Source organism: Marinobacterium marisflavi, from assembly GCF_982447095.1.
This window is the reverse complement of sequence record NZ_OZ457898.1, coordinates 439,100-458,524: the sequence shown is the minus strand read 5'-3', so window position 1 is coordinate 458,524 and position 19,425 is coordinate 439,100. Positions and strand designations below refer to the sequence as shown.

The window sequence follows — 19,425 nt, the reverse complement described above, 5'->3', positions numbered from 1 at the left end:
GTTCGCGACACATCGCTCCTAACCGATCAAACCTGTGGGCCCGCCGCGATAATCGCTTCATCCACACCGCTGAACTTCTCAAAGTTCTTCACAAACTTCGAGGCCAACTCAGCTGCGGCAGCGTCATAAGCTTCAGTCGACTCCCAAGTCTGGCGTGGCACAAGAAGATTAGAATCCACTGAAGGCACAGCCACAGGAACGTCGAGGTTCAGCCCATCAATGTGCTGGGTCTCAATATCATTCAAACAGCCATTCTGAATCGCTGAGATCACTGAACGCGTGGTTGGGATGCTAAAGCGCTGACCCGTGCCATAGCTACCGCCAGTCCAACCGGTATTAACCAGGTAGACACGCGAACCGAACTCTTGGATACGCTTCATTAGTAGCTCGGCGTATTCAGCCGCTGGACGAGGGAAGAAGGGCGCACCGAAACAGGTTGAGAAGGTCGACTTAATGCCACCGCCTGAACCCATCTCCGTAGATCCAACAAGCGCTGTGTAGCCCGACAGGAAGTGGTAAGCCGCAGCTTCCTTGGTGAGTACGGATACCGGTGGTAGCACGCCGGTCAGGTCACAAGTAAGGAAAATGATATTGTCGGGCTCGGCACCCATATTGGTCGCTGAGCGCTTCTCAACATGCTCGAGCGGGTAGGCACAGCGACCATTCTCCGTCAGGCTGGTGTCGTTATAGTCAGCACAACGTGCATCATTAAGGGTCACGTTCTCAACAATTGCACCAAAACGGATCGCTTCCCAGATAATCGGCTCGTTTTTGTGGCTCAGGTTAATCGTCTTGGCGTAGCACCCGCCCTCCAAATTGAAGACAGTGCCTTTACCCCAACCGTGCTCATCATCACCAATGAGGTAGCGATCAGGATCCGCAGAGAGGGTCGTTTTACCGGTGCCAGAAAGACCAAAGAAGAGCGTTGTCGCGCCATCTTCACCGATGTTTGCTGAACAGTGCATCGGCAGCACATCGCGCTCGGGCAGCAGGAAGTTCTGTACTGAGAACATCGCTTTCTTCATCTCACCGGCGTAACGCATACCGGCAATCAGCACCTTGCGTTTAGCAAAGTTGAGGATGACACAGCCATCTGAATTAGTGCCGTCACGCTCAGGATCGCATTCGAAGCTGGCGACGTTAAGAATCTGCCACTCCTCTTTATCCTTCGGGTTGAAGTGCGCAGGGCGAATAAAGAGGTTCTGGCCGAACAGGTTCTGCCAAGCCGTCTCTGTTGTCATTCGTACTGCAAGGTAGTGGTTTGGATCTGAGCCAACATGCACTTCAGAGACGAAGTGCTCTTTGTCACTCAGGTGCGCTTCAACGCGTGACCAGAGCGCATCGAACTTAGCTGCATCGAATGGGCGGTTGATTGCTCCCCAGTCGATGGAGTCCGCGGTGCTCGGCTCCTGCACGATGAAACGGTCCATAGGTGAGCGACCGGTGCGTTTACCCGTCGTTACAACAAGCGCGCCAGTGTTGGCTAGCACGCCTTCACCGCGAGCAACTGCGGCTTCAACCAGCGCTGCGGGCGCTAGATTAAGGTGGGTCGTGGAAACTGACTCTTTAGTCATCTGTTTTTCTATCCTTTCGGGCACTGCCCCGTTTACCTGGAAATAAAAACCCAGCTGGCCTCTAGCGGGCCACGTTCATTGACGCTTTGCTTGGGTAGGATATGGACCAGTCGATCTAGTCTCTTGTTTTGTTGTGTCGCTAGCTTCTGTAACGAAGCAAATCTTGTGCCACGGATTTTCTCACAAGCCGCGGCGCATGCGTACGTTTGGAGCCTTAGCTATTAGTGCAATGAGCCCTCATCATTTAGACGGCCATCGTTGTGAAAGAGTGCGCGAATATCCGCCGTATCAAAACTGTACAGCTCATTACAGAACTGACAGCTCATCTCGATTGCACCGCCCTGCTCTTCGGCAAGTTCGAGCAACTCCTCTTGCGTCATCATCTGCATCGCATTAGCGCTACGCTCGCGGCTACAGTCGCAATTAAAGATAAGGTCATCGGGCTCAAACAGACGCACTTTCTCTTCGTGGTAAAGGCGGTAGAGAATGGTCTCGTTATCAAGCCCCAGCAGTTCATCGGCTTTAAGCGTTTGAGCTAAGGCAACGATATGTTCCCAGTCCGCTGAGCCCGTACCTGCCGCCGGCAACACCTGAGTCAACATACCGGCTGCATGCTTCCCATCAGCGGCAAGCTGAATTTTGGTGGGTAGCTGTTCCGATTGAGAGAAGTAACGCTCAAGACAGTCACTGAGGGTGGCACCTTCAAGTGGCACAACGCCTTGATAGCGCTGACCGTCCTTTGGCTCGATCGTGAGAGCCATACGACCATTCTTCAACAGCTCGTCAAAGCGCTCGACCTCAGGCAGCTCTCCTTCATCGAAACGCGCAATACCACGCAGATGGTTATCATGCGTCGCTTCAGCCATCAGAATCCGAACAGCGCCCTCACCTTGAGCTTGGAGTGACACACGGCCTTCGATTTTGAGGTTCGAGGTAAGCAGCGCAACGGCTGCTAGCAATTCACCTAACAGAATCTGCAAGCGCTCCGGGTAGTCGGCGCGCGACAACACCTCAGCGTACGCTTTGTCGAGGCCAACTAGGGCGCCTCGCACATCAATATCATCAAACAGAAGGCGTTGAATCTGGTCGGGACTACTCATGAATTTTTGGGCTCAAACTCGATAAAAAACGGCATATTTTGCGAGGCGCAAATTGTAACGAAAAAATGGGCAGCAGCCGAGTCTGTTTTAACCGTCCCAGAACCCCTTGATACGGAGCAGTTCTCGACGACTCTTCTTATTGGGTCGATTTTCTGGTGCAGAGCCCAGGTTTTTGCGCGCCTCGGCGTTGGATGCTCGTTTATCGACACTATCTTGAGTCTCACGGTAGAGCTTCTGCGCTTCAGGCGCTCCGCGGCGCGTATCGGACAATCCGAGGACTTCGATGGTTTTCTCTTCGTAACCTTGACGCAGTTTAATTTCGGCCCCTATCTCAACGTTTCGCGAACACTTCGCTTTGTGTCCGTTATATTGAACCTTGCCCCCCTCGATCATCTCTTTAGCTAAACCGCGCGTTTTGTAGAAACGCGCAGCCCAGAGCCACTTATCGAGCCGAACCTGTTCTGAATCACTCATTAGTCGGGAAATACCTCAGAAAAATCATTTAATACCTGAAAATCACAATCGGCTAGATCACGCGGCGGCTGCTGACTATCTGGCTGTGCAATGGTGAGCAGATGAGCAATACCGTACTCGCGCGCTGAACGCAGTACCGGCAGACTATCATCCACCATCAGAGTACGCGCAGGATCGAAGGGTTCGATCTCCTGCAGCTTTTCCCAGAATAGCGGCTGCTCCTTTGGCACACCTAAATCGTGTGAGCTGATAACTCGGTCGATCTCAGATTCCAGCTCAGTGTGTTTGAATTTCAAATCAACACCGCCTCTGTGAGAGTTGGTCACAATCACTATGCGTCGACCCGTTTGGCGCACACGGTGCAAAAACTCCTGCACCGAGTCACGGTAGCCAATCTTATCGGCCACCTCTGCTTTCAACTCGGTGATCGGCAGATCCAGCTCTTTTGACCAGTAGTCGAAGCAGTACCACTGCAGTGTGCCGACCTCGCGCATAATGCGTTCGTGCAGCCAAATTCGGGCCTCATCTGGATCGAGCTGATTTTTCTCAGCATAGACAGCAGGGATAAACTCTAGCCAGAAGTGGCTATCGAAGTGGAGATCGAGCAAAGTTCCGTCCATATCGAGAAAGACGGTATCTATCGCTTGCCAATTCAACATAATCAGGGAACACTCAGGGTTCAGCACGGAAGACTATAAGTATGCCCATCAAACCAGAGATTTTGAAGCTAAGTCGCCCAGAGCGCTCACGCCTCTTTCATGTAGAGCAGGTCCATTTGCGTTTTAGTAACGGTGAAGAACGGATGTTCGAGCGTTTGATCACGCCACCGCGCGGGGCTGTGATGGTGATCGCGATCGACTCGGACGATCAACTGATCCTGATCCGAGAGTATGCTGCCGGGCTTGATGAGTATGTGTTGACACTACCCAAGGGGGTGATCGATCCAGGTGAGGATCCGCTGCAAGCGGCAAATCGGGAACTGCAGGAGGAGGCCGGTTTCGGTGCTCGAGAACTGCATCCCCTTAAACGCATCAGCGCCGCACCCAACTATATGGGGCATATGCTCGACCTAGTCATCGCCCGCGACCTCTACCCAAGCAAGCTTGAGGGTGATGAACCCGAGCCTCTTGAAGTAGTGCGCCATCCCCTGTCCGAAATTGATGACCTGATCACCCAAGCTGACTTCCATGAAGGCCGGGCTATTGCAGCTCTATTCCTGCTGAAGAACTGGTTGGCAGAGAATCGTTAGCATCCGTGTATGAGTGATCTGCCAACGGCATGTTCGCGAGGCTTCACTCGCCCGCTTTACAAGCCAGCGTTCCAGCCATAATCGTCTGCTCCACCTTGGCCTCAAAAGCCGAATCACCCTGCTCCATTCGCATGATGCGCTCGACCTCCAGATCTGAGAAGCGCTCGTGAACATAATCAGCCAGACAGTTACACTGCGCCTCAGTACCACCACCAGCGGTACAGCCATCGCGGAACGGCTCCCAAGTCTTTGAAGTAAGGTACTGGGTCTTCACCACATAGATTGCCAGCATCACAATACTGATCCAAACGAGCACTTTTGACATAGCCTAACCTTGAATAATGAAAATGCGGCCCTATTGTAAGGCTGTTGAGGGGTGGCGCCAGCTAACTTTAGTTGCACCACGCAAACCAGTTATAAGCGCCTAACTAAGAGCGCTAAACAGCCCTGTATCTGCGCTTTAAGTATTAGAAAAGGGTGTTATCATACGCCCCAGCGCTTTACAGGCTTTTCGATAACAATTGATCATTATGGAGCAACCCATGAGCTTTGAACTGCCAGCACTGCCTTATGCAAAAGATGCACTGGAACCACACATCTCAGCTGAGACTCTGGACTTCCATCACGGCAAACACCACAACACTTACGTTGTTAAACTGAATGGCCTGCTGCCAGGCTCTGAGTTTGAAGGTAAGACACTGGAAGAGATCATCATGTCTGCTCCAGCGGGTGGCGTATTCAACAACGCAGCACAGATCTGGAACCACACTTTCTACTGGCACTCTCTGTCACCAAACGGTGGCGGTGAACCAACAGGCGCTATCGCTGATGCGATCAATGCTAAGTGGGGCTCTTTTGACGCATTCAAAGAAGCGTTCAACGATAAAGCGGTTAACAACTTCGGTTCTTCTTGGACTTGGTTGGTTAAGAACGCTGATGGTTCACTCGACATCGTTAACACCAGCAACGCTGGCAGCCCGATGACTGACGGTCAGACTGCAATCCTGACTGTTGACCTGTGGGAACACGCTTACTACATCGATTACCGCAATGTGCGTCCAGATTACCTGAACGGTTTCTGGTCACTGGTAAACTGGGAGTTCGCAAACGCGAACCTCGCTGCATAAGCCAGGCCCAAGTAAAAAAAAGGAAGCTACGGCTTCCTTTTTTTGTGTCTAGATTATCTGAAGTCGCTCATGCTAGGGGGTGCCAAGTGCTGCAAAGGCGAACATTCCGACTGTTCGATTTGCTGACGCAGGGCGTCCACCAAAAACAACCCCGCGCTGGCAACATCCTCATAAGCGACTATCAGCTCTGAACGAAACATCTTCAGAAAAGGTATCGCCTCCCGACTAAGCACATCAATATCTTTACCTAGCTTGCGCCCACGCCTCTCAACGGCGCTTACCGCCGCCATACACGACACTGGAGACGAGGCGAGTATACCGTCGATCTGCGGTAGAGCATCCACGGCCTCTTCCACTGCCTTTTCAATCTCGAGATACGGACTATCAGCATGCACCTCTGGACATGTAACAACGCTAATATCGTCTGCAGCCGCCTCCAAGCCTGACAGCATTTCAAACCTATAGTTTGCACTCTCTGGAGGAAGAATGGCTAATATTTTCCTGCGACCCAGCTGAGTCAGCTTTTCGACCGCTAGGGTTGCGAAGCGGTGATTATCATAATCGTAATAAGCGTGTCGTTCACACCAGTCAGTTCGACCGTGAACAGCAAATGGGAAGTTATTGTCCAGCATATAGCGCACACGCGGATCACGCGGGGACGTATTGTTGAGGATTATACCGTCGGCCGCGCGGGTCTCCACCAAATACCGAGTCTCGCGCAGAGCATCCTCCTCATCGAAGTAATAACTGGTATTTAAGTGATAACCGGACCCTTTCAGCCGTTCAGCAATCGCCTCAAGTAGTCGCGTTTGATAGTTCGACATGTTTCGCTCTATCGGAAAAAGCACGCTGATAACGTTCGTTTTGCCGGTTCGTAGACGCACTCCCGCTCTATCTGGCACATAGCCAAGCTCATCCGCTTTCTGCTTCACGCGTCGGCGCGTCTCAGCTTTAATTGCAGGATCATCGCGCATGGCTCTTGATACGGTAGTGACTGCGACGCCTAGTTCGAGTGCGATACTCTTGAGTGTTGCTCGTGCCATCTTATTTCGATCTAGTGAACTTCTTTCCCAACAAAGTTAAAACGTTGCAACATTTTTTGCAACGTTATAAATTCACACCTTCAAAACGTGATGCCAATCCAACAGGTAGCTAATATGTCAACCGAATCAAGCCGCGCCGAACAACTTGTCGATCAACTCTCCCTAGAGGAGCAGGTCAGCCTTCTGTCAGGTGAAGACTTTTGGTCTTTACCGGCTATACCGCGTCTTGGAATAAATAAAATGCGCGTAACAGATGGCCCTAACGGCGCGCGCGGCTCCGGCTCGCTGTTTGGCGGTGTAAGCGCCGCCTGCTTTCCCTGTGGAATTTGTATTGGTGCAACCTGGAACCCAGAACTCACCGAAGAGATCGGCTCAGCGATCGCGCAAGAGGTAAAGTCCAAAGGCGCACACCTTTCACTGGGACCAACGGTAAACGTGCACCGCAGCTGTACAAATGGCCGAAATTTTGAATGTTATTCAGAGGATCCAGAGCTAGCATCGTCGCTGACAACAGCTTATATCAAGGGACTGCAAAAAGAGGGTATCGGATCTGCTGTGAAACATTTTGCTGGAAATGAGAGCGAAATTGAGCGGACTACCATCGATTCCATCGTTGATGAACGGACATTGCGCGAAATCTACTTACGCCCATTTGAAGACGCTGTTAAGAAAGCTGGCACATGGTCGATGATGTCGTCCTATAACAAGTTGAACGGGACGTACACAGCCGAAAATCGCTGGCTCTTGACTCAAGTTCTACGAGAAGAGTGGGGATTTGACGGTGCACTCACCTCTGACTGGTTCGGCTCACGCTCAACCTCTCCAACAATTAATGCTGGCCTCAATATGGAGATGCCAGGTCCAGTCCGTGATCGTGGCCAGAAGTTGATCAATGCAGTCGACTCAGGAGAGGTTACTCGAGATCAAGTGAGGGCCTTAGCACTCGACGTTCTGCGCTTAATGGAGCGCGTCGGTTCGCTAGATGACAATCGCCCATTTCAAGAGCACGCAGACGACCTCCCCGAACATCGCGCGTTGATTCGGAAAGCGGGTGCGGAAGGTATGGTGCTGTTAAAAAACGAACGCAATCTGCTGCCACTCAAAGCAGAGAGCGCGGGAAAAGTAGCCGTCATCGGCCCCAATGCGAAGGTAGCCCGCATTATGGGCGGCGGTTCTGCACAGCTTAACCCGCACTATGCAGTGACCCCATTAGAGGGCCTTGAAGCTCGGATAGGGAGTTCCAAACTAACCTTCTCCGAGGGGTGCAGCAATTATCGATTTGAACCGTTGTACGAAGGTGAGCTGCAAGTTGAGTTTTTTGCTAACCGACAATTATCCGGCGAACCTGTGCACACCGAAACGATGACAGATGGTGTTGCCTTCTGGATACCTCCCTTCGGCGGCAATAAAGTTGAAGTTGGTAACTTCTCCGCAAGGGTCTCAGCCAAATACACAGCTGATAGTTCCGGCACGCACCACCTCGGGTTTCATTGTGCCGGGCTCGCTAGGGTCTTTCTAAATGATCAGCTTATTCTTGATTTAACAGACAACTGGCAGAAAGGCCGCACCTTCTTCGAAGAGGGGTGTGACGAGCAGACGGTTGCAGTAGAGCTAGAGGCAGGCAACGAGTACAAAATTCATTTCGACTTCATGAGCCGCGAGAGCGATAACCTCACACTCTCAGCGTGGCGCCTGGGTATATCGAAGCCGCTCGGTGATATCGAGCTTCAAGCTGCAATTGAAGCTGCAACTCAAGCCGATACAGTTATTCTTTTTGTGGGGCGGTCTGGAGAGTGGGACACTGAAGGTAGTGATCTGGAAAATATTACCCTTCCCGGGCGCCAGGATGAGTTAATCAGCAAAATACTTGAGGTAAATTCAAACACAATCGTTGTGCTTCAAACGGGTGGCCCCATCGAAATGCCATGGATCGATCAGGCCCCGGCCGTTGTGCAGGCCTGGTACCCTGGTCAGGAGTGCGGTAACGCGATTGCCGATGTCCTCTTTGGCGATGCAGAACCAACCGGCCGCCTGCCTCAGAGCTTCCCCGTAAAATGGAGCGACAACCCAACAGCTATGGGTGATGACCTGGTCTACCCGGGCAAAGCTGGCCGTGTCGAGTACCGCGAAAAGCTCAATATCGGTTACCGCCACTACGATACGACCGGTGTGAAGCCACTCTTCCCTTTCGGTTTTGGCTTGGGCTACACCGAGTTTTCGCTGAGCGACCTCAACGCAGAAACCAATGTTGACGGCGGCGTCTCAGCTAGCGTCAACGTGACCAACACCGGTGCAAACCGCGGTACTGCCGTAGTGCAGCTCTACACCTCAGAGCTGAACAGCAAGGTTGAGCGTCCGGTTAAGGAGTTGAAGCAGTTTAACAAACTCACACTGGAGGCTGGCGAGAGCGCGGTTGTAGAGTTTGAACTGGGTCTGCGCGACTTCGCCTACTGCGATGTCGATGCCAAAGGCTGGCGTGTAGACGCGGGTACCTTCCGTCTCAGCGCTGGATTCAATGCTGAGCAGATTGAACAGACCTGCGACGTTGAACTGACCGATCAGTTCACCGGTTACTGAGACAGACCACCCTGTAGGAGCGCGGCTATGCTGCGCGATCGCGCATAAAGTGCGCTCCTACAGGGTCAGGTCGAGAGATAGCGCTTTGCGCTACATCGCTCCTACAGGAATTTGGATTTGTTGGTGACTACGACGTTAAATGAGATAGAGAGTCTTGGCTGATCAGCCATATTGGGGTGTACAAAGTGATGTAGAAAAGCAGGCCAGAGCAGGAGTTCGCCGGCTTCAGGTAGACGCCGATACTCTGGGTCGAATTGACCATCGTTTCTCAGCGCGCTCATATTGGCCGTACCGCGAGGGTCAAAAAAACTGATACAGCCAGGGTTCAGATCATCGCGGGCAGATCCCGATTCTGGTTGAGTAGGCACATCCAGATAGTAGGTACCAGACAACCAAGAGTGCGGATGATTATGTAGGTTATGGTAATCGCCTTTAGCGTTTACATTAGCCCAGGCCTGTACCGAAACCTCTGGCATCTTCTCCATCCCCGTCTCGACTGTATAATCAGCGATCGCACGCATTACGCACTGCTGCAGCCAGCCTATGGCAGGATGATTTAATTCGAATAGGTTTTGATTGAGATAGTTAGTAGTAAGCTGATTATGCTGGGCATTGGCTTGCAGCACCAAAGCGGATAGAACAGGATTAGCCGCATCATAGCCCGGCAAGCGGATCGCCATAAACAGTGTCGGCCAAAGGCGCTGAAATTCAGCTTGGCCATCAACGCGCTGCATCAGGCGAGCTTAATCCGATAATGAATAACACCGCGATCGGACTCTTCAATCGAAAGCAGCTCATGTCCTACAAGCTCACAGAGGGATAACAGATCTCTACGGCCACTGGGATCATCAGTAAGGAAATCTACCTCCGTACCACTCGCAAGGCCGGCGGTGCGCTTCTTTAGGCGGAGAATGGGTAGAGGGCAAAGCAGGCCGACAGCGTCAACCTGCATCACCTCAGCCTGCTCAGTTAAGTCGTACGCTGCTTGCACTGCTGCCTCGCTCTGCAGACGACCAACCAAACTCACTTAGCACCGATGGCGCCGCAAAGGCGATCACCAGTGCAATCACGAAAGCAGAGATCATAGCCTTCATGATGGACCTCCTTTACCCTGCCCTATACCTTGTTTGGCCTCGACTTCAGCAACCCAAAGGTCATGGTGCTGACGCGCCCACTCAAGATCCACCTGGCCATTACCCATAGCATCAAACGCGCCCTCCATACCGACAGAACCGATATAGATGTGCGCAATGATCGCCAGCATCATGACGAATGCCACAATGGAGTGCCAAATGTTGGCGTACTGCATCTCTTCATGCGGCAGGAGCACCGTAGGTAGATCAGTACCAGCCACTGAATTGATTAGCGCAAAAGTTTTGGCGAACATCGGCAGCTCGAATGGGAATAGCAGAGACAAACCCGACAGCGATACCGAGAAGCCCAGCAACATGACGGTCCAGAAAATGATCTTCTGACCGGCATTGAACTTCTTAGCCGACGGGTGGGATTTAGTAAAAATACCGCCGCCCGCCAATAGCCATTTGATATCAAGTTTATTCGGAATGTTGTGAGCCACCCACATAACAAAGGTCATTGCCAGCGCGATCATGAAGGCCCAGGCGATGTTGTTGTGAATAAACTTGGAGCCCGCCGCCAATGTTGCGAAGGCTTCTGGCCCCATGACCGGTATGAGGAACTTACGCCCCATTAACGTCAACAATCCAGTGATGCCCAGTGCAATAAAAGAGCCGGCCAACAGCCAGTGTCCGAAACGTTCAATCGCTTTGAAGCGCTCGATCGTTGTGCCAGCAGGACCGCCATCGATCATGATTCGGCCACGGACGAAGTAGAAAATAATCAATAGACTGATGATACCCAGCAGAGCACCACCGCCGTAAGTGATGACTGGCCCCTCTCGCAGCTTGTACCAGGGCATACCTGCATCCTGGATCAGGACTGCGGCTGCCGGTCCACGCTGCTGCAGCGACGGGTCGATCTCGTTGTAACGAATTGCGCGATAAACCTCAGAATCTGAGGTGCCGCCATTAGTACCGAGCTGTTCAGTAATCGGCTTAGCTCGGCTCGGATCACCGATGTTCTCGGATCTGAAGCGCTCATCAACATTCAACTGCGCCTGACGCGCCATAATGTCTTCCAGTGTCTGAGCACCGCCAGTTGACGTGCGATCAACGACCGGAGCCGCCTCGTTCGCCCAACTGGTGTTTAACAGTGATGCTACCAAAAGAAAGGCAGCAGTTACCGCTTTGAAGTTCATAAGAGCACTCCAATAGAATTCACTAAATGAAGCAGTTAGAGATAACCCGGGGCCCATAGGCCCCGGCCAAAGCCCAATTAGGCTTTCTTCTCGTAGGCTGTGCCCCATCCCCAGGCGCCAGAACCGAAACCACGGTTAATGACACGCTGACGATAGATGTCTGCTACGTCGTTGCCGTCACCGGCCAACAACGCTTTGGTCGAACACATCTCCGCACAGATAGGCAATTTGCCTTCTGCAATACGGTTACGTCCGTACTTAGCAAACTCCACAGTTGAGTTGTCCTCTTCCGGACCACCTGCACAGAATGTGCACTTATCCATCTTGCCTCGGCTACCGAAGTTACCCGCTTGCGGGAACTGAGGTGCGCCGAATGGGCAAGCATAGAAGCAGTAGCCACATCCGATACAGAGATCTTTAGAGTGCAACACCACACCGTCGTCTGTCTGGTAGAAACAATCCACTGGGCAGACTGCCATACAAGGCGCGTCTGAACAGTGCATACATGCTACCGAGATCGAACGCTCGCCTGGCTTACCATCTTCGATGGTTACCACGCGACGGCGGTTGATGCCCCAAGGGACCTCATGCTCGTTTTTACAAGCCGTGACGCAAGCATTACATTCGATGCAGCGTTCGGCGTCGCAAAGGAACTTTGCGCGTGCTTGTCCTTCAAGTGCCATCTTCTACACCTCCTCTTATGCTGGCTCAATCGCACATAGGGTCGCCTTGGTTTCCTGCATTTGGGTAACCGAGTCATAACCGTATGTTTGAATGGTGTTGGATGATTCACCCAAAACGAATGGGTCGGCACCCGCTGGGTATTTCGACCGCAGGTCTTTACCCTCTAGGTGACCACCGAAGTGGAACGGCATGAAGGCTACGCCCTCACCGACACGTTCGGTTACCATCGCTTTGACCTTGATGCGACCGCCCTCCGGACCAGAGACCCAAACGTCGTTGCCATCACGTATGTTCAGGTTATTCGCATCACGCGGGTTCACCTCTATGAACATATCCTGCTGCAACTCTGCTAGCCAAGGGTTCGAACGGGTCTCTTCACCACCGCCCTCGTACTCAACCAGTCGACCGGAGGTCAGAATGATTGGGAACTCTTTACTGAAGTCGTTCTTCTGAATTGACTCGTAAAGAGTCGGAACGCGCCAGAAGCTCTTATCAGCGTAGGTTGGGTAATCTTCAACCAGATCACGTCGAGTGGTGTACAACGGCTCACGATGAAGCGGTATTGGGTCTGGGAAGTTCCAGACGATCGCACGCGCTTTCGCGTTACCAAATGGTGCACACTCATGCTTGATAGCTACACGCTGGATACCGCCGGAGAGGTCGACTTTCCAGTTGGTCTTAGGACCCGCTACTGCATCGATCGCCGCCCGCTCGTCTGCAGTGAGATCTTTATCCCAACCCAAGTCCATCAGCATCTGCATCGTAAACTCTGGGTAACCATCTTTGATTTCCGAGTTCTTCGAGTAGACACCATCAGCCAGCAGGCTTTCACCATCACGCTCTACACCGAAACGTGCACGGAAGGTGAGACCACCTTCAGACACAGGCAACGACATATCGTAGAGGTTAGGTGTACCCGGGTGGTTCATCTCAGGTGTACCCCAGCAAGGCCATGGCATACCGTAGACATCACCGTCACAAGGTCCACCCACTGCTCGCAGTGTGGTCTTGTCGAAGTGGTGCTGGTACTGCATGTGCTTCTTGATACGCTCTGGAGACTGACCGGTGTAGCCGATCGTCCACATACCACGGTTAAACTCGCGAGTAATGTCCTCGGTGTTCGGGATATCGCCTTCGAGCTTGATATTGCGGAAGAAACGGTCGGTGAATCCGAACTTATCAGCGAAGAGTTTCATGATCTCGTGATCGACTTTAGAGTCGAACAACGGTTCCACGATTTTCTCGCGCCACTGCAGTGAGCGGTTAGATGCTGTTACTGAACCTGCATTCTCGAACTGGGTTGTCGAAGGCAAGAGGTAAGCACCATCTTTACGGTCATGCAGTACTGCAGAGACAGTTGGGAATGGGTCAACTACAACAAGAATGTCGAGTTTCTCCATCGCCTCTTTCATCTCTAGCATACGCGTCTGTGAGTTCGGAGCGTGACCCCAAAGCACCATTGCGCGTGTGTTATCAGGCTGATCCAGGTTCTCTTTCGTCTCCAGGATACCGTCGATCCAACGAGATACAGGGATACCCTTCTCGTTCATCATCGGACGAGACTTTCCGTCTTTATCCAGTGTAGCGAAGCGACCTTTCAGCCAATCGAGATCCTCTTCCCATACACGCGCCCAGTGAGCCCAAGAGCCCGCTGCCAGACCGTAGTAACCTGGCAGTGTATCTGCCAGAACACCCAGGTCAGTTGCGCCCTGTACGTTACAGTGACCACGGAAGATGTTGGTACCACCGCCCGCAACACCCATGTTGCCCAGCGCCAGCTGGAGCACACAGTATGCACGTGTGTTGTTGTTACCGTTGGTGTGCTGAGTACCACCCATACACCAGATAACTGTACCTGGACGGTTGTTCGCCAAAGTGCGAGCAACACGCTCGAGCTGCGCACCCGGAGTACCGGTTACACGCTCAACCTCTGCAGGGTTCCAGCGCTTAACCTCTTCACGGATGTCATCCATGCCGTAGACACGAGTACGGATGAACTCTTTATCTTCCCAGCCGTTCTCAAAGATGTGCCAGAGAATACCCCAGATCAACGCAACGTCTGAGCCGGGACGGAAACGCACGTACTCGTCAGCATGGGCTGCGGTACGGGTGAATCGTGGGTCACATACGATCACAGGTGCGTTGTTCTCTTCTTTCGCTTTGAGGATGTGCAGCAGAGACACTGGGTGCGCTTCAGCTGGGTTACCCCCGATCAGGAAGATCGCTTTCGACTTGTGAATATCGTTGTAGGAGTTGGTCATCGCACCGTAACCCCAGGTATTCGCTACACCTGCCACCGTAGTTGAGTGACAGATACGAGCCTGGTGATCGATATTGTTTGTACCCCAGTAGGCTGCAAACTTACGGTACAGGTAGGCTTGTTCGTTCGAGAACTTCGCACTACCAAGCCAGTAGACAGAGTCAGGACCGCTCTCTTCACGGATCTGCAACATTTTGTCACCGATCTCGTTGATCGCTTGATCCCAAGAGATCTTCTGCCACTCACCGTTGACCATTTTCATCGGATGTTTGAGACGGCGTTCGTTGTGAGCATGCTCACGAACAGCAGCACCTTTGGCACAGTGTGCGCCTAGGTTGAATGGGCTATCCCAGCCAGGTTCCTGGCCAGTCCAAACACCATTCTGTACTTCTGCTTCAACGGTACAACCCACTGAACAGTGTGTACATACCGACTTCTTACGTACTACCTCACCACCCGCATCGGATGGTGTAGCAGCTTGTACTCGCGAAGAGCCGAGAGACAAGGTTGCTAACCCGCCTACTGCCACACCGGATGCCGCCAAGAATGATCGACGATCCAATGTTTTGGCCGCAAGCGATGATAGTAAAGATCCCGCACGGGAGCCTTTCGCTACCCCATTCGTTTTCTTTCTTAACATGCCTATTACCTCATGTTTTTATTTTTCTCGTTCGTCAAAAAAAATTCACCCCGTGGGCATCACGCAACCGCGGGGATCAAAATTTCTTCAGAAGCGAGCCGATTCCAGATACTTGCGTGTGTGCTCAGTGTCACGTAGGCCACGACTCTTAGGGACGCCATCTGCGGCGGCCTGAGCGGCGGCTTTCGGTGCAACTGCCACAGCAACAGCAGCAGGGGCTGCAGTTACTGCCAACCGCAAAAAGCGGCGACGGCTGTTTTCACGCGTTTGGTTCTCCATGGAACACCTCCACCTGATTTAAAGGACTCGAAAGTCCCGGTTATTGAATTGCAAAAGCCTGAGCCTCTACCGCCATGAAGGCTTTCCCGAGGGAGCCTACAGGGGCATAGAACACAGCATTTTGCGCTTCTTCTAAGTCAGCGAAAAAGAGCTCAGCCCACTTCCCTAAGTGGGCGTCGAAAAACGCTTTCTGCGATGCAAGATCGCCATCGCAGGCAAACTCATCGGTGATGATCCCGGCCATGATTTCGCACAGAGTGCCCATGTGGTCCTCTGGCTCTTTCACGTCCTCGTTTGCCTGAATACCGCGGCGCATCAAATCGGTACGCAGATCTGCTAGGGGTTTTTCATTGAGGAAACCGGTTAGGTAGTAACTGGCATAAGGCAGAAGTTCGCCGCGCCCTAGACCTATGAAAAGATTGTTGAATTCGCGCTCAGCGTTGGATGAGTTGGTTCTCGCCGCGAGTTTGGCAAGGTTCTGACTTGCTTGGCCGACGGGTGTCTCATCGCCGCTAACTGTTGCAAGCCCTGCCAAGAGTTCGGCAGACGGGGGTGCGCTGAGCAGACTGCCCAGCAACTGATATAGCTGCGCGCGGGCTCGATCTTCAGGGGTGATAGATCGAGGGCACTGTTTTTCCGCACTATTTTCCAAGGTGTTTTCCTTTTAATTGTTCTTGGTAAGGCGTTTTTACGTCTTGTTTCAAACGGCGCTAAGCATCCTGCACAGCGGCTTTCAATCCTTTAACTAAAACTCATTCTCGGCCGGTATCGAGTCGCTGGGATCTCCGGTTGCTGCACCTCTTCTGACCTCTGGGAACTCTCCTTGTCCTCGCGTTCAAAAGAGTCTTCGGTTATCTGCGCCGCGTCTTGAGTCAGCATTTCAGGCTCAGATGCGGCTGCTTGAATCTGCGGCTCAACCGGAATGCTTACGTCGACCTCAAAATTCTGGATCTCATTCTGGGATTGAGCCGCTAGCTCGTCTAACTTCTCTTGCGCTCTCTGGGCTTTGTCAAACATCCCTTTGCCAACCTGATAGAGTGTCTTCACACCCTCAGCACCGGTGGTCACGGCATTAAAGTCCTCGTCGTAGTCATTCAGACCATCGAGTACAGCCAACACCGGATTAGAACGCCACAGCGACCGTAAAGCACGACGCCTGAGCGCCTCCGGGATTTCGGTTCGCATGAACCCTTTGATATCCATACCGAGCTCAGACACATCTGGATTGGGCAGCTCATATTTCGCCAGAATCTCCTCGTCGCTAAGCGTCTCATTGACGGCAAGCTCGCGCTCCTCCTCGGAAAGCTCCTCAGAGAGTTCTTCTTTCGACTCCACCGCCGTTTGTTCGGCTAACTGCTCCTCCTGACGCGCCTCAGACTTGCGACGCGACCAGCGCTCAAATCGAGACTCAGCCATCAGTGCACACTCGCCTTTTTGATCGTGGTAGGTGCCCGGTAGACGTCACTCTCCTGACGAATACGCACATCACCTTTGCCATCCTCGATACCATCCACCTTCTGTTTATCACGACGGCGTTTTTTAAATGGCTCCTCGATGTAGTGCATATCGATAAACTCCTTGATCCACGCCGCCAAAGAGTCAGGCATCGGCACGGCTTCAACGATGCTTTCACCGCTGTCCAAGGCATCTTGCGCTTCGTATGCACTCGCAGTGATAGCACTGAGGAAATAATCAGAAGGGGATTGGCCACTTTCGTCTCGGTCGAGAACCACCCAGAGAGAAGGGACAGCCATGTTAAGAGAGACAAGGTAGGCTTCTACGTCAGCGCGGAACAGCTCCAGCGTTACCGTGCCTGCGTGATAGTCAACGACATCACCCTCGCGCACCAGCTCTTTCCAGAACGCATCTGTGGCGCCTGGTATGACCGCTACCGGCTTCCAAATATGCTTGGCCCAGCGCGTCACGCCGGGGCTACAACGCACAACTGCGCCGACAGGAAGCTCTCGTCTCCAACTATCAGTACGACCGCTCATGGCTATTCTCTTGTTGTTCTATCCGAATTCGCGAACCTACGCTAATCTACTTAATATAGACGTTCGTAGATCACTTTGGTAATAACAGAGTGTCCGCATTGCGAAATGCAGAATAAGTAGACCTAATAACAACACGAGTCTCTCCCTGATGGCGACCAACAAAACCCTGCTGCTGTGCAGCTGCGACAAAACTCAATCTATTGATATCAATGCATTAAAAGCCGCTGCGAAGGCTGACGAAGCTGTCAAAGTCGATCAATTGTGCACAAACGAACTCGGCGTCGCAGTGCAGCATTTGAATGGTGAGAGCGAGGTTCTAATAGCTTGCGGGCAGCAAGCAGCTCTGTTCGAGCGACTGTCTGACGAGATAGAGCAAAATGCTGGACGAGTGGCACCACTCGATTTTATTGATTTACGTGATCGCGCTGGCTGGGCGCCCAAAGGCGCGAAGTCAAAACGCGTCACGGCCAAGCAATCAGGACTGCTCGCTGCATCACAACTCGCTAACCCGATCGTGCCGCTTAAAAACATTGTTTCCGACGGAGTCTGCTGCATAGTTGGCCCCACAGAGCAGTGCATACGGATGGCCGAGCTGGTTCAGGACGATCTTGGGGTCACTTGTGTTGTGACTGACTCAGGCCCAATCGCACTGCCGTCATCGCGTTACGATGTCGCCAAGGGTCAATTAAAATCGGCCAAAGGTGCCCTCGGCTGCTTCGAGCTTGAGTTTACCAACCTTCAAACGTTGAGCCATCCTGGCCGCGGTACACCCAGCTTCTCCGCTCCAAACCCGTCTGCCAGCAGCAGTTGTGACGTATTCATAGACCTGCGCGGCACAGAACCAGCCTTCCCTAGTTACAAAAAACGTAACGGCTACTTTTGGGCAGATCCCGCCAAAGACGGCGAACTAGAACGCATCGCTTTGGTCGCTCGCGAGCGGGTGGGCGAGTTTGAGAAGAGCGTCTACTACAAGCTGGACACTAATCTGTGTGCACACTCGCGCGCATCCAAGGTTGGCTGCACACGCTGCTTGGATGTGTGCCCAACCGAAGCGATCTACTCGGCTGGCGACTTTGTGCAGATCGACTCGAATATCTGTGCTGGCTGCGGCACCTGCGCATCAGTCTGCCCTACATCCGCCATCGATATGAATGAGTCGCCCTTCGAGTCTATTACCAAAGCGCTGTCACTGATGGCGAAGACCTACACCGAACAGACCAAAGAGGCGCCACGACTACTGGTGCACACTGCGCAATTGGGTTACGAGTCCATAGCTAAACACGCGCGTCAAGCAGAGGGCTTGGCCGATGATTTGATCCCTTTTGCGATCGAACATACCGACCGTTTCGGACACGCCGAAATGCTAGCTGCTTTGGGCGCTGGCTTTTCTGAAGTACTGATACTTCCAGATAGCGCTGAAGATGCTGCGGTTTTGCAACCACAGCTGGAGTTGACACATGCGATGCTAACGGGTGCCTCGTCGCAAGCAGAGCGAGTAAAACTGATCGGTGTCGAGCAGTTGAGCTCGGCGGCAACGCACACTGTAGCTGCCTGCGATCCTGTCCTGCTTCTCGGCGGTCGACGTGATATCACTCGAGTTACCGCAGCTGCAATTACAACCAAAGCAGGTGGCTCAACCGAACAGGCTATAGCGTTGCCAGCAGGCGCGCCCTACGGTGCGATCGAGATCAATTCCGATAAGTGTACGCTCTGTCTAGCCTGTGTTTCGCTCTGCCCAACCGGAGCACTGGCCGACCACCCCGACCGTCCAGAGGTGCAGTTTACCGAAAATGCCTGTGTACAATGTGGTGTCTGTGAGAGCACTTGTCCGGAAACCGCTATCCAACTTATCCCTCAACTGGAGCTGAGCAAAAGTGCGCTTGAGAAGCGTGCGCTACATGGTGAGGACCCGTTCGAATGTATCAGCTGTGGCAAACCCTTTGGCGTTGCCAGTACGATCAATCGAATCGTGGAGAAGCTGGAGGGCAACCACTGGATGTACACCAATACCGATAATTTGCAGTTAGTGAAGATGTGTGATGACTGCCGCGTGAAAGCACAATACCATGGAGAGAGCTCTCCTATGGCAATGGGCGAGCGACCAAGAGTCCGCACCACTGATGACTATCTCGACAGCTAAGAAGAATAA

20 protein-coding genes are annotated in these 19,425 nt (G+C 52.6%); 4 read left to right on the top strand and 16 right to left on the bottom strand.

What is annotated here, in order from left to right; translation table 11 throughout:
- Positions 1-26 precede the first annotated feature (26 nt).
- The 4 genes from AC1WNR_RS02125 to yrfG all read right to left on the bottom strand — a co-directional run bounded on the left by AC1WNR_RS02125 (position 27) and on the right by yrfG (position 3,807).
- Entirely contained in the window at positions 27-1,574 is a 1,548-nt protein-coding gene (locus tag AC1WNR_RS02125) for a phosphoenolpyruvate carboxykinase (RefSeq protein ID WP_481642894.1), read from the bottom strand.
- A gap of 221 nt (positions 1,575-1,795) precedes the next feature.
- Positions 1,796-2,674 (bottom strand): Hsp33 family molecular chaperone HslO, encoded by an 879-nt coding sequence (hslO, locus tag AC1WNR_RS02120; protein WP_481642893.1) that lies wholly within the window; start codon positions 2,672-2,674, stop codon positions 1,796-1,798.
- A gap of 87 nt (positions 2,675-2,761) precedes the next feature.
- Entirely contained in the window at positions 2,762-3,148 is a 387-nt protein-coding gene (locus AC1WNR_RS02115; RefSeq protein WP_481642892.1) for an RNA-binding S4 domain-containing protein, read from the bottom strand.
- Positions 3,148-3,807 (bottom strand): GMP/IMP nucleotidase, encoded by a 660-nt coding sequence (gene yrfG, locus AC1WNR_RS02110; RefSeq protein WP_481642891.1) that lies wholly within the window; start codon positions 3,805-3,807, stop codon positions 3,148-3,150. The genes AC1WNR_RS02115 and yrfG overlap by 1 nt, the downstream gene beginning before the upstream one ends.
- A gap of 41 nt (positions 3,808-3,848) precedes the next feature.
- Here yrfG and nudE point away from each other — a divergent pair, with 41 nt between their 5' ends.
- Positions 3,849-4,397, top strand: a complete 549-nt coding sequence (gene nudE, locus AC1WNR_RS02105; RefSeq protein ID WP_481642890.1) for an ADP compounds hydrolase NudE — start codon at positions 3,849-3,851, stop codon at positions 4,395-4,397.
- 43 nt (positions 4,398-4,440) lie between these two features.
- Here the strand turns inward: nudE and AC1WNR_RS02100 are convergent, their stop codons facing one another.
- A complete protein-coding gene (locus AC1WNR_RS02100) occupies positions 4,441-4,722 on the bottom strand; it encodes a hypothetical protein (protein ID WP_481642889.1) in 282 nt (93 codons plus the stop codon).
- Between the two features lie 217 nt (positions 4,723-4,939).
- Here AC1WNR_RS02100 and AC1WNR_RS02095 point away from each other — a divergent pair, with 217 nt between their 5' ends.
- Complete coding sequence (locus AC1WNR_RS02095) at positions 4,940-5,524, top strand: superoxide dismutase (protein WP_481642888.1); 585 nt, start codon at positions 4,940-4,942, stop codon at positions 5,522-5,524.
- A 53-nt stretch (positions 5,525-5,577) separates the two neighbouring features.
- On the opposite strand, the gene AC1WNR_RS02090 is transcribed toward AC1WNR_RS02095, so the two are convergent.
- Positions 5,578-6,567 carry a LacI family transcriptional regulator gene (locus AC1WNR_RS02090; protein WP_481642887.1) on the bottom strand — a complete coding sequence of 330 codons (990 nt, stop codon included), beginning with the start codon at positions 6,565-6,567 and terminating at the stop codon, positions 5,578-5,580.
- Positions 6,568-6,681: 114 nt separating this feature from the next.
- On the opposite strand from AC1WNR_RS02090, the gene AC1WNR_RS02085 reads away from it, so the two are divergent.
- The gene (locus AC1WNR_RS02085) at positions 6,682-9,144 is read left to right on the top strand and encodes a glycoside hydrolase family 3 C-terminal domain-containing protein (RefSeq protein ID WP_481642886.1); all 2,463 of its coding nucleotides are present in this window, start codon (positions 6,682-6,684) and stop codon (positions 9,142-9,144) included.
- Positions 9,145-9,245: 101 nt separating this feature from the next.
- Here the strand turns inward: AC1WNR_RS02085 and AC1WNR_RS02080 are convergent, their stop codons facing one another.
- The 10 genes from AC1WNR_RS02080 to AC1WNR_RS02035 all read right to left on the bottom strand — a co-directional run bounded on the left by AC1WNR_RS02080 (position 9,246) and on the right by AC1WNR_RS02035 (position 17,276).
- Positions 9,246-9,878: a 2OG-Fe(II) oxygenase family protein gene (locus tag AC1WNR_RS02080; protein WP_481642885.1), complete on the bottom strand. Its 633-nt coding sequence runs from the start codon at positions 9,876-9,878 to the stop codon at positions 9,246-9,248.
- Positions 9,878-10,135 carry a sulfurtransferase TusA family protein gene (locus AC1WNR_RS02075; protein WP_481642884.1) on the bottom strand — a complete coding sequence of 86 codons (258 nt, stop codon included), beginning with the start codon at positions 10,133-10,135 and terminating at the stop codon, positions 9,878-9,880. The genes AC1WNR_RS02080 and AC1WNR_RS02075 overlap by 1 nt, the downstream gene beginning before the upstream one ends.
- Positions 10,110-10,238, bottom strand: coding sequence for a hypothetical protein (locus tag AC1WNR_RS02070; RefSeq protein ID WP_481642883.1), 129 nt, complete (start codon positions 10,236-10,238; stop codon positions 10,110-10,112). Before AC1WNR_RS02070 ends, AC1WNR_RS02075 begins: the two co-directional genes overlap by 26 nt.
- On the bottom strand, positions 10,235-11,419 hold the full coding sequence (locus AC1WNR_RS02065; protein WP_481642882.1) for a formate dehydrogenase subunit gamma: 1,185 nt from the start codon (positions 11,417-11,419) through the stop codon (positions 10,235-10,237). The genes AC1WNR_RS02070 and AC1WNR_RS02065 overlap by 4 nt, the downstream gene beginning before the upstream one ends.
- A gap of 77 nt (positions 11,420-11,496) precedes the next feature.
- Positions 11,497-12,102 (bottom strand): formate dehydrogenase FDH3 subunit beta, encoded by a 606-nt coding sequence (gene fdh3B, locus AC1WNR_RS02060; RefSeq protein ID WP_481642881.1) that lies wholly within the window; start codon positions 12,100-12,102, stop codon positions 11,497-11,499.
- A gap of 15 nt (positions 12,103-12,117) precedes the next feature.
- On the bottom strand, positions 12,118-14,925 hold the full coding sequence (locus AC1WNR_RS02055; RefSeq protein ID WP_481642880.1) for a formate dehydrogenase subunit alpha: 2,808 nt from the start codon (positions 14,923-14,925) through the stop codon (positions 12,118-12,120).
- A gap of 165 nt (positions 14,926-15,090) precedes the next feature.
- Positions 15,091-15,282, bottom strand: a complete 192-nt coding sequence (locus AC1WNR_RS02050) for a hypothetical protein (protein WP_481642879.1) — start codon at positions 15,280-15,282, stop codon at positions 15,091-15,093.
- 40 nt (positions 15,283-15,322) lie between these two features.
- Positions 15,323-15,934: a TorD/DmsD family molecular chaperone gene (locus tag AC1WNR_RS02045; RefSeq protein WP_481642878.1), complete on the bottom strand. Its 612-nt coding sequence runs from the start codon at positions 15,932-15,934 to the stop codon at positions 15,323-15,325.
- 89 nt (positions 15,935-16,023) lie between these two features.
- Complete coding sequence (locus AC1WNR_RS02040; RefSeq protein ID WP_481642877.1) at positions 16,024-16,698, bottom strand: DUF3306 domain-containing protein; 675 nt, start codon at positions 16,696-16,698, stop codon at positions 16,024-16,026.
- On the bottom strand, positions 16,698-17,276 hold the full coding sequence (locus tag AC1WNR_RS02035; RefSeq protein ID WP_481642876.1) for a DUF3305 domain-containing protein: 579 nt from the start codon (positions 17,274-17,276) through the stop codon (positions 16,698-16,700). The genes AC1WNR_RS02040 and AC1WNR_RS02035 overlap by 1 nt, the downstream gene beginning before the upstream one ends.
- A gap of 148 nt (positions 17,277-17,424) precedes the next feature.
- Between AC1WNR_RS02035 and AC1WNR_RS02030 the strand changes: the two genes are divergently transcribed.
- Positions 17,425-19,416: a 4Fe-4S binding protein gene (locus AC1WNR_RS02030; RefSeq protein WP_481642875.1), complete on the top strand. Its 1,992-nt coding sequence runs from the start codon at positions 17,425-17,427 to the stop codon at positions 19,414-19,416.
- Positions 19,417-19,425: the final 9 nt, after the last annotated feature.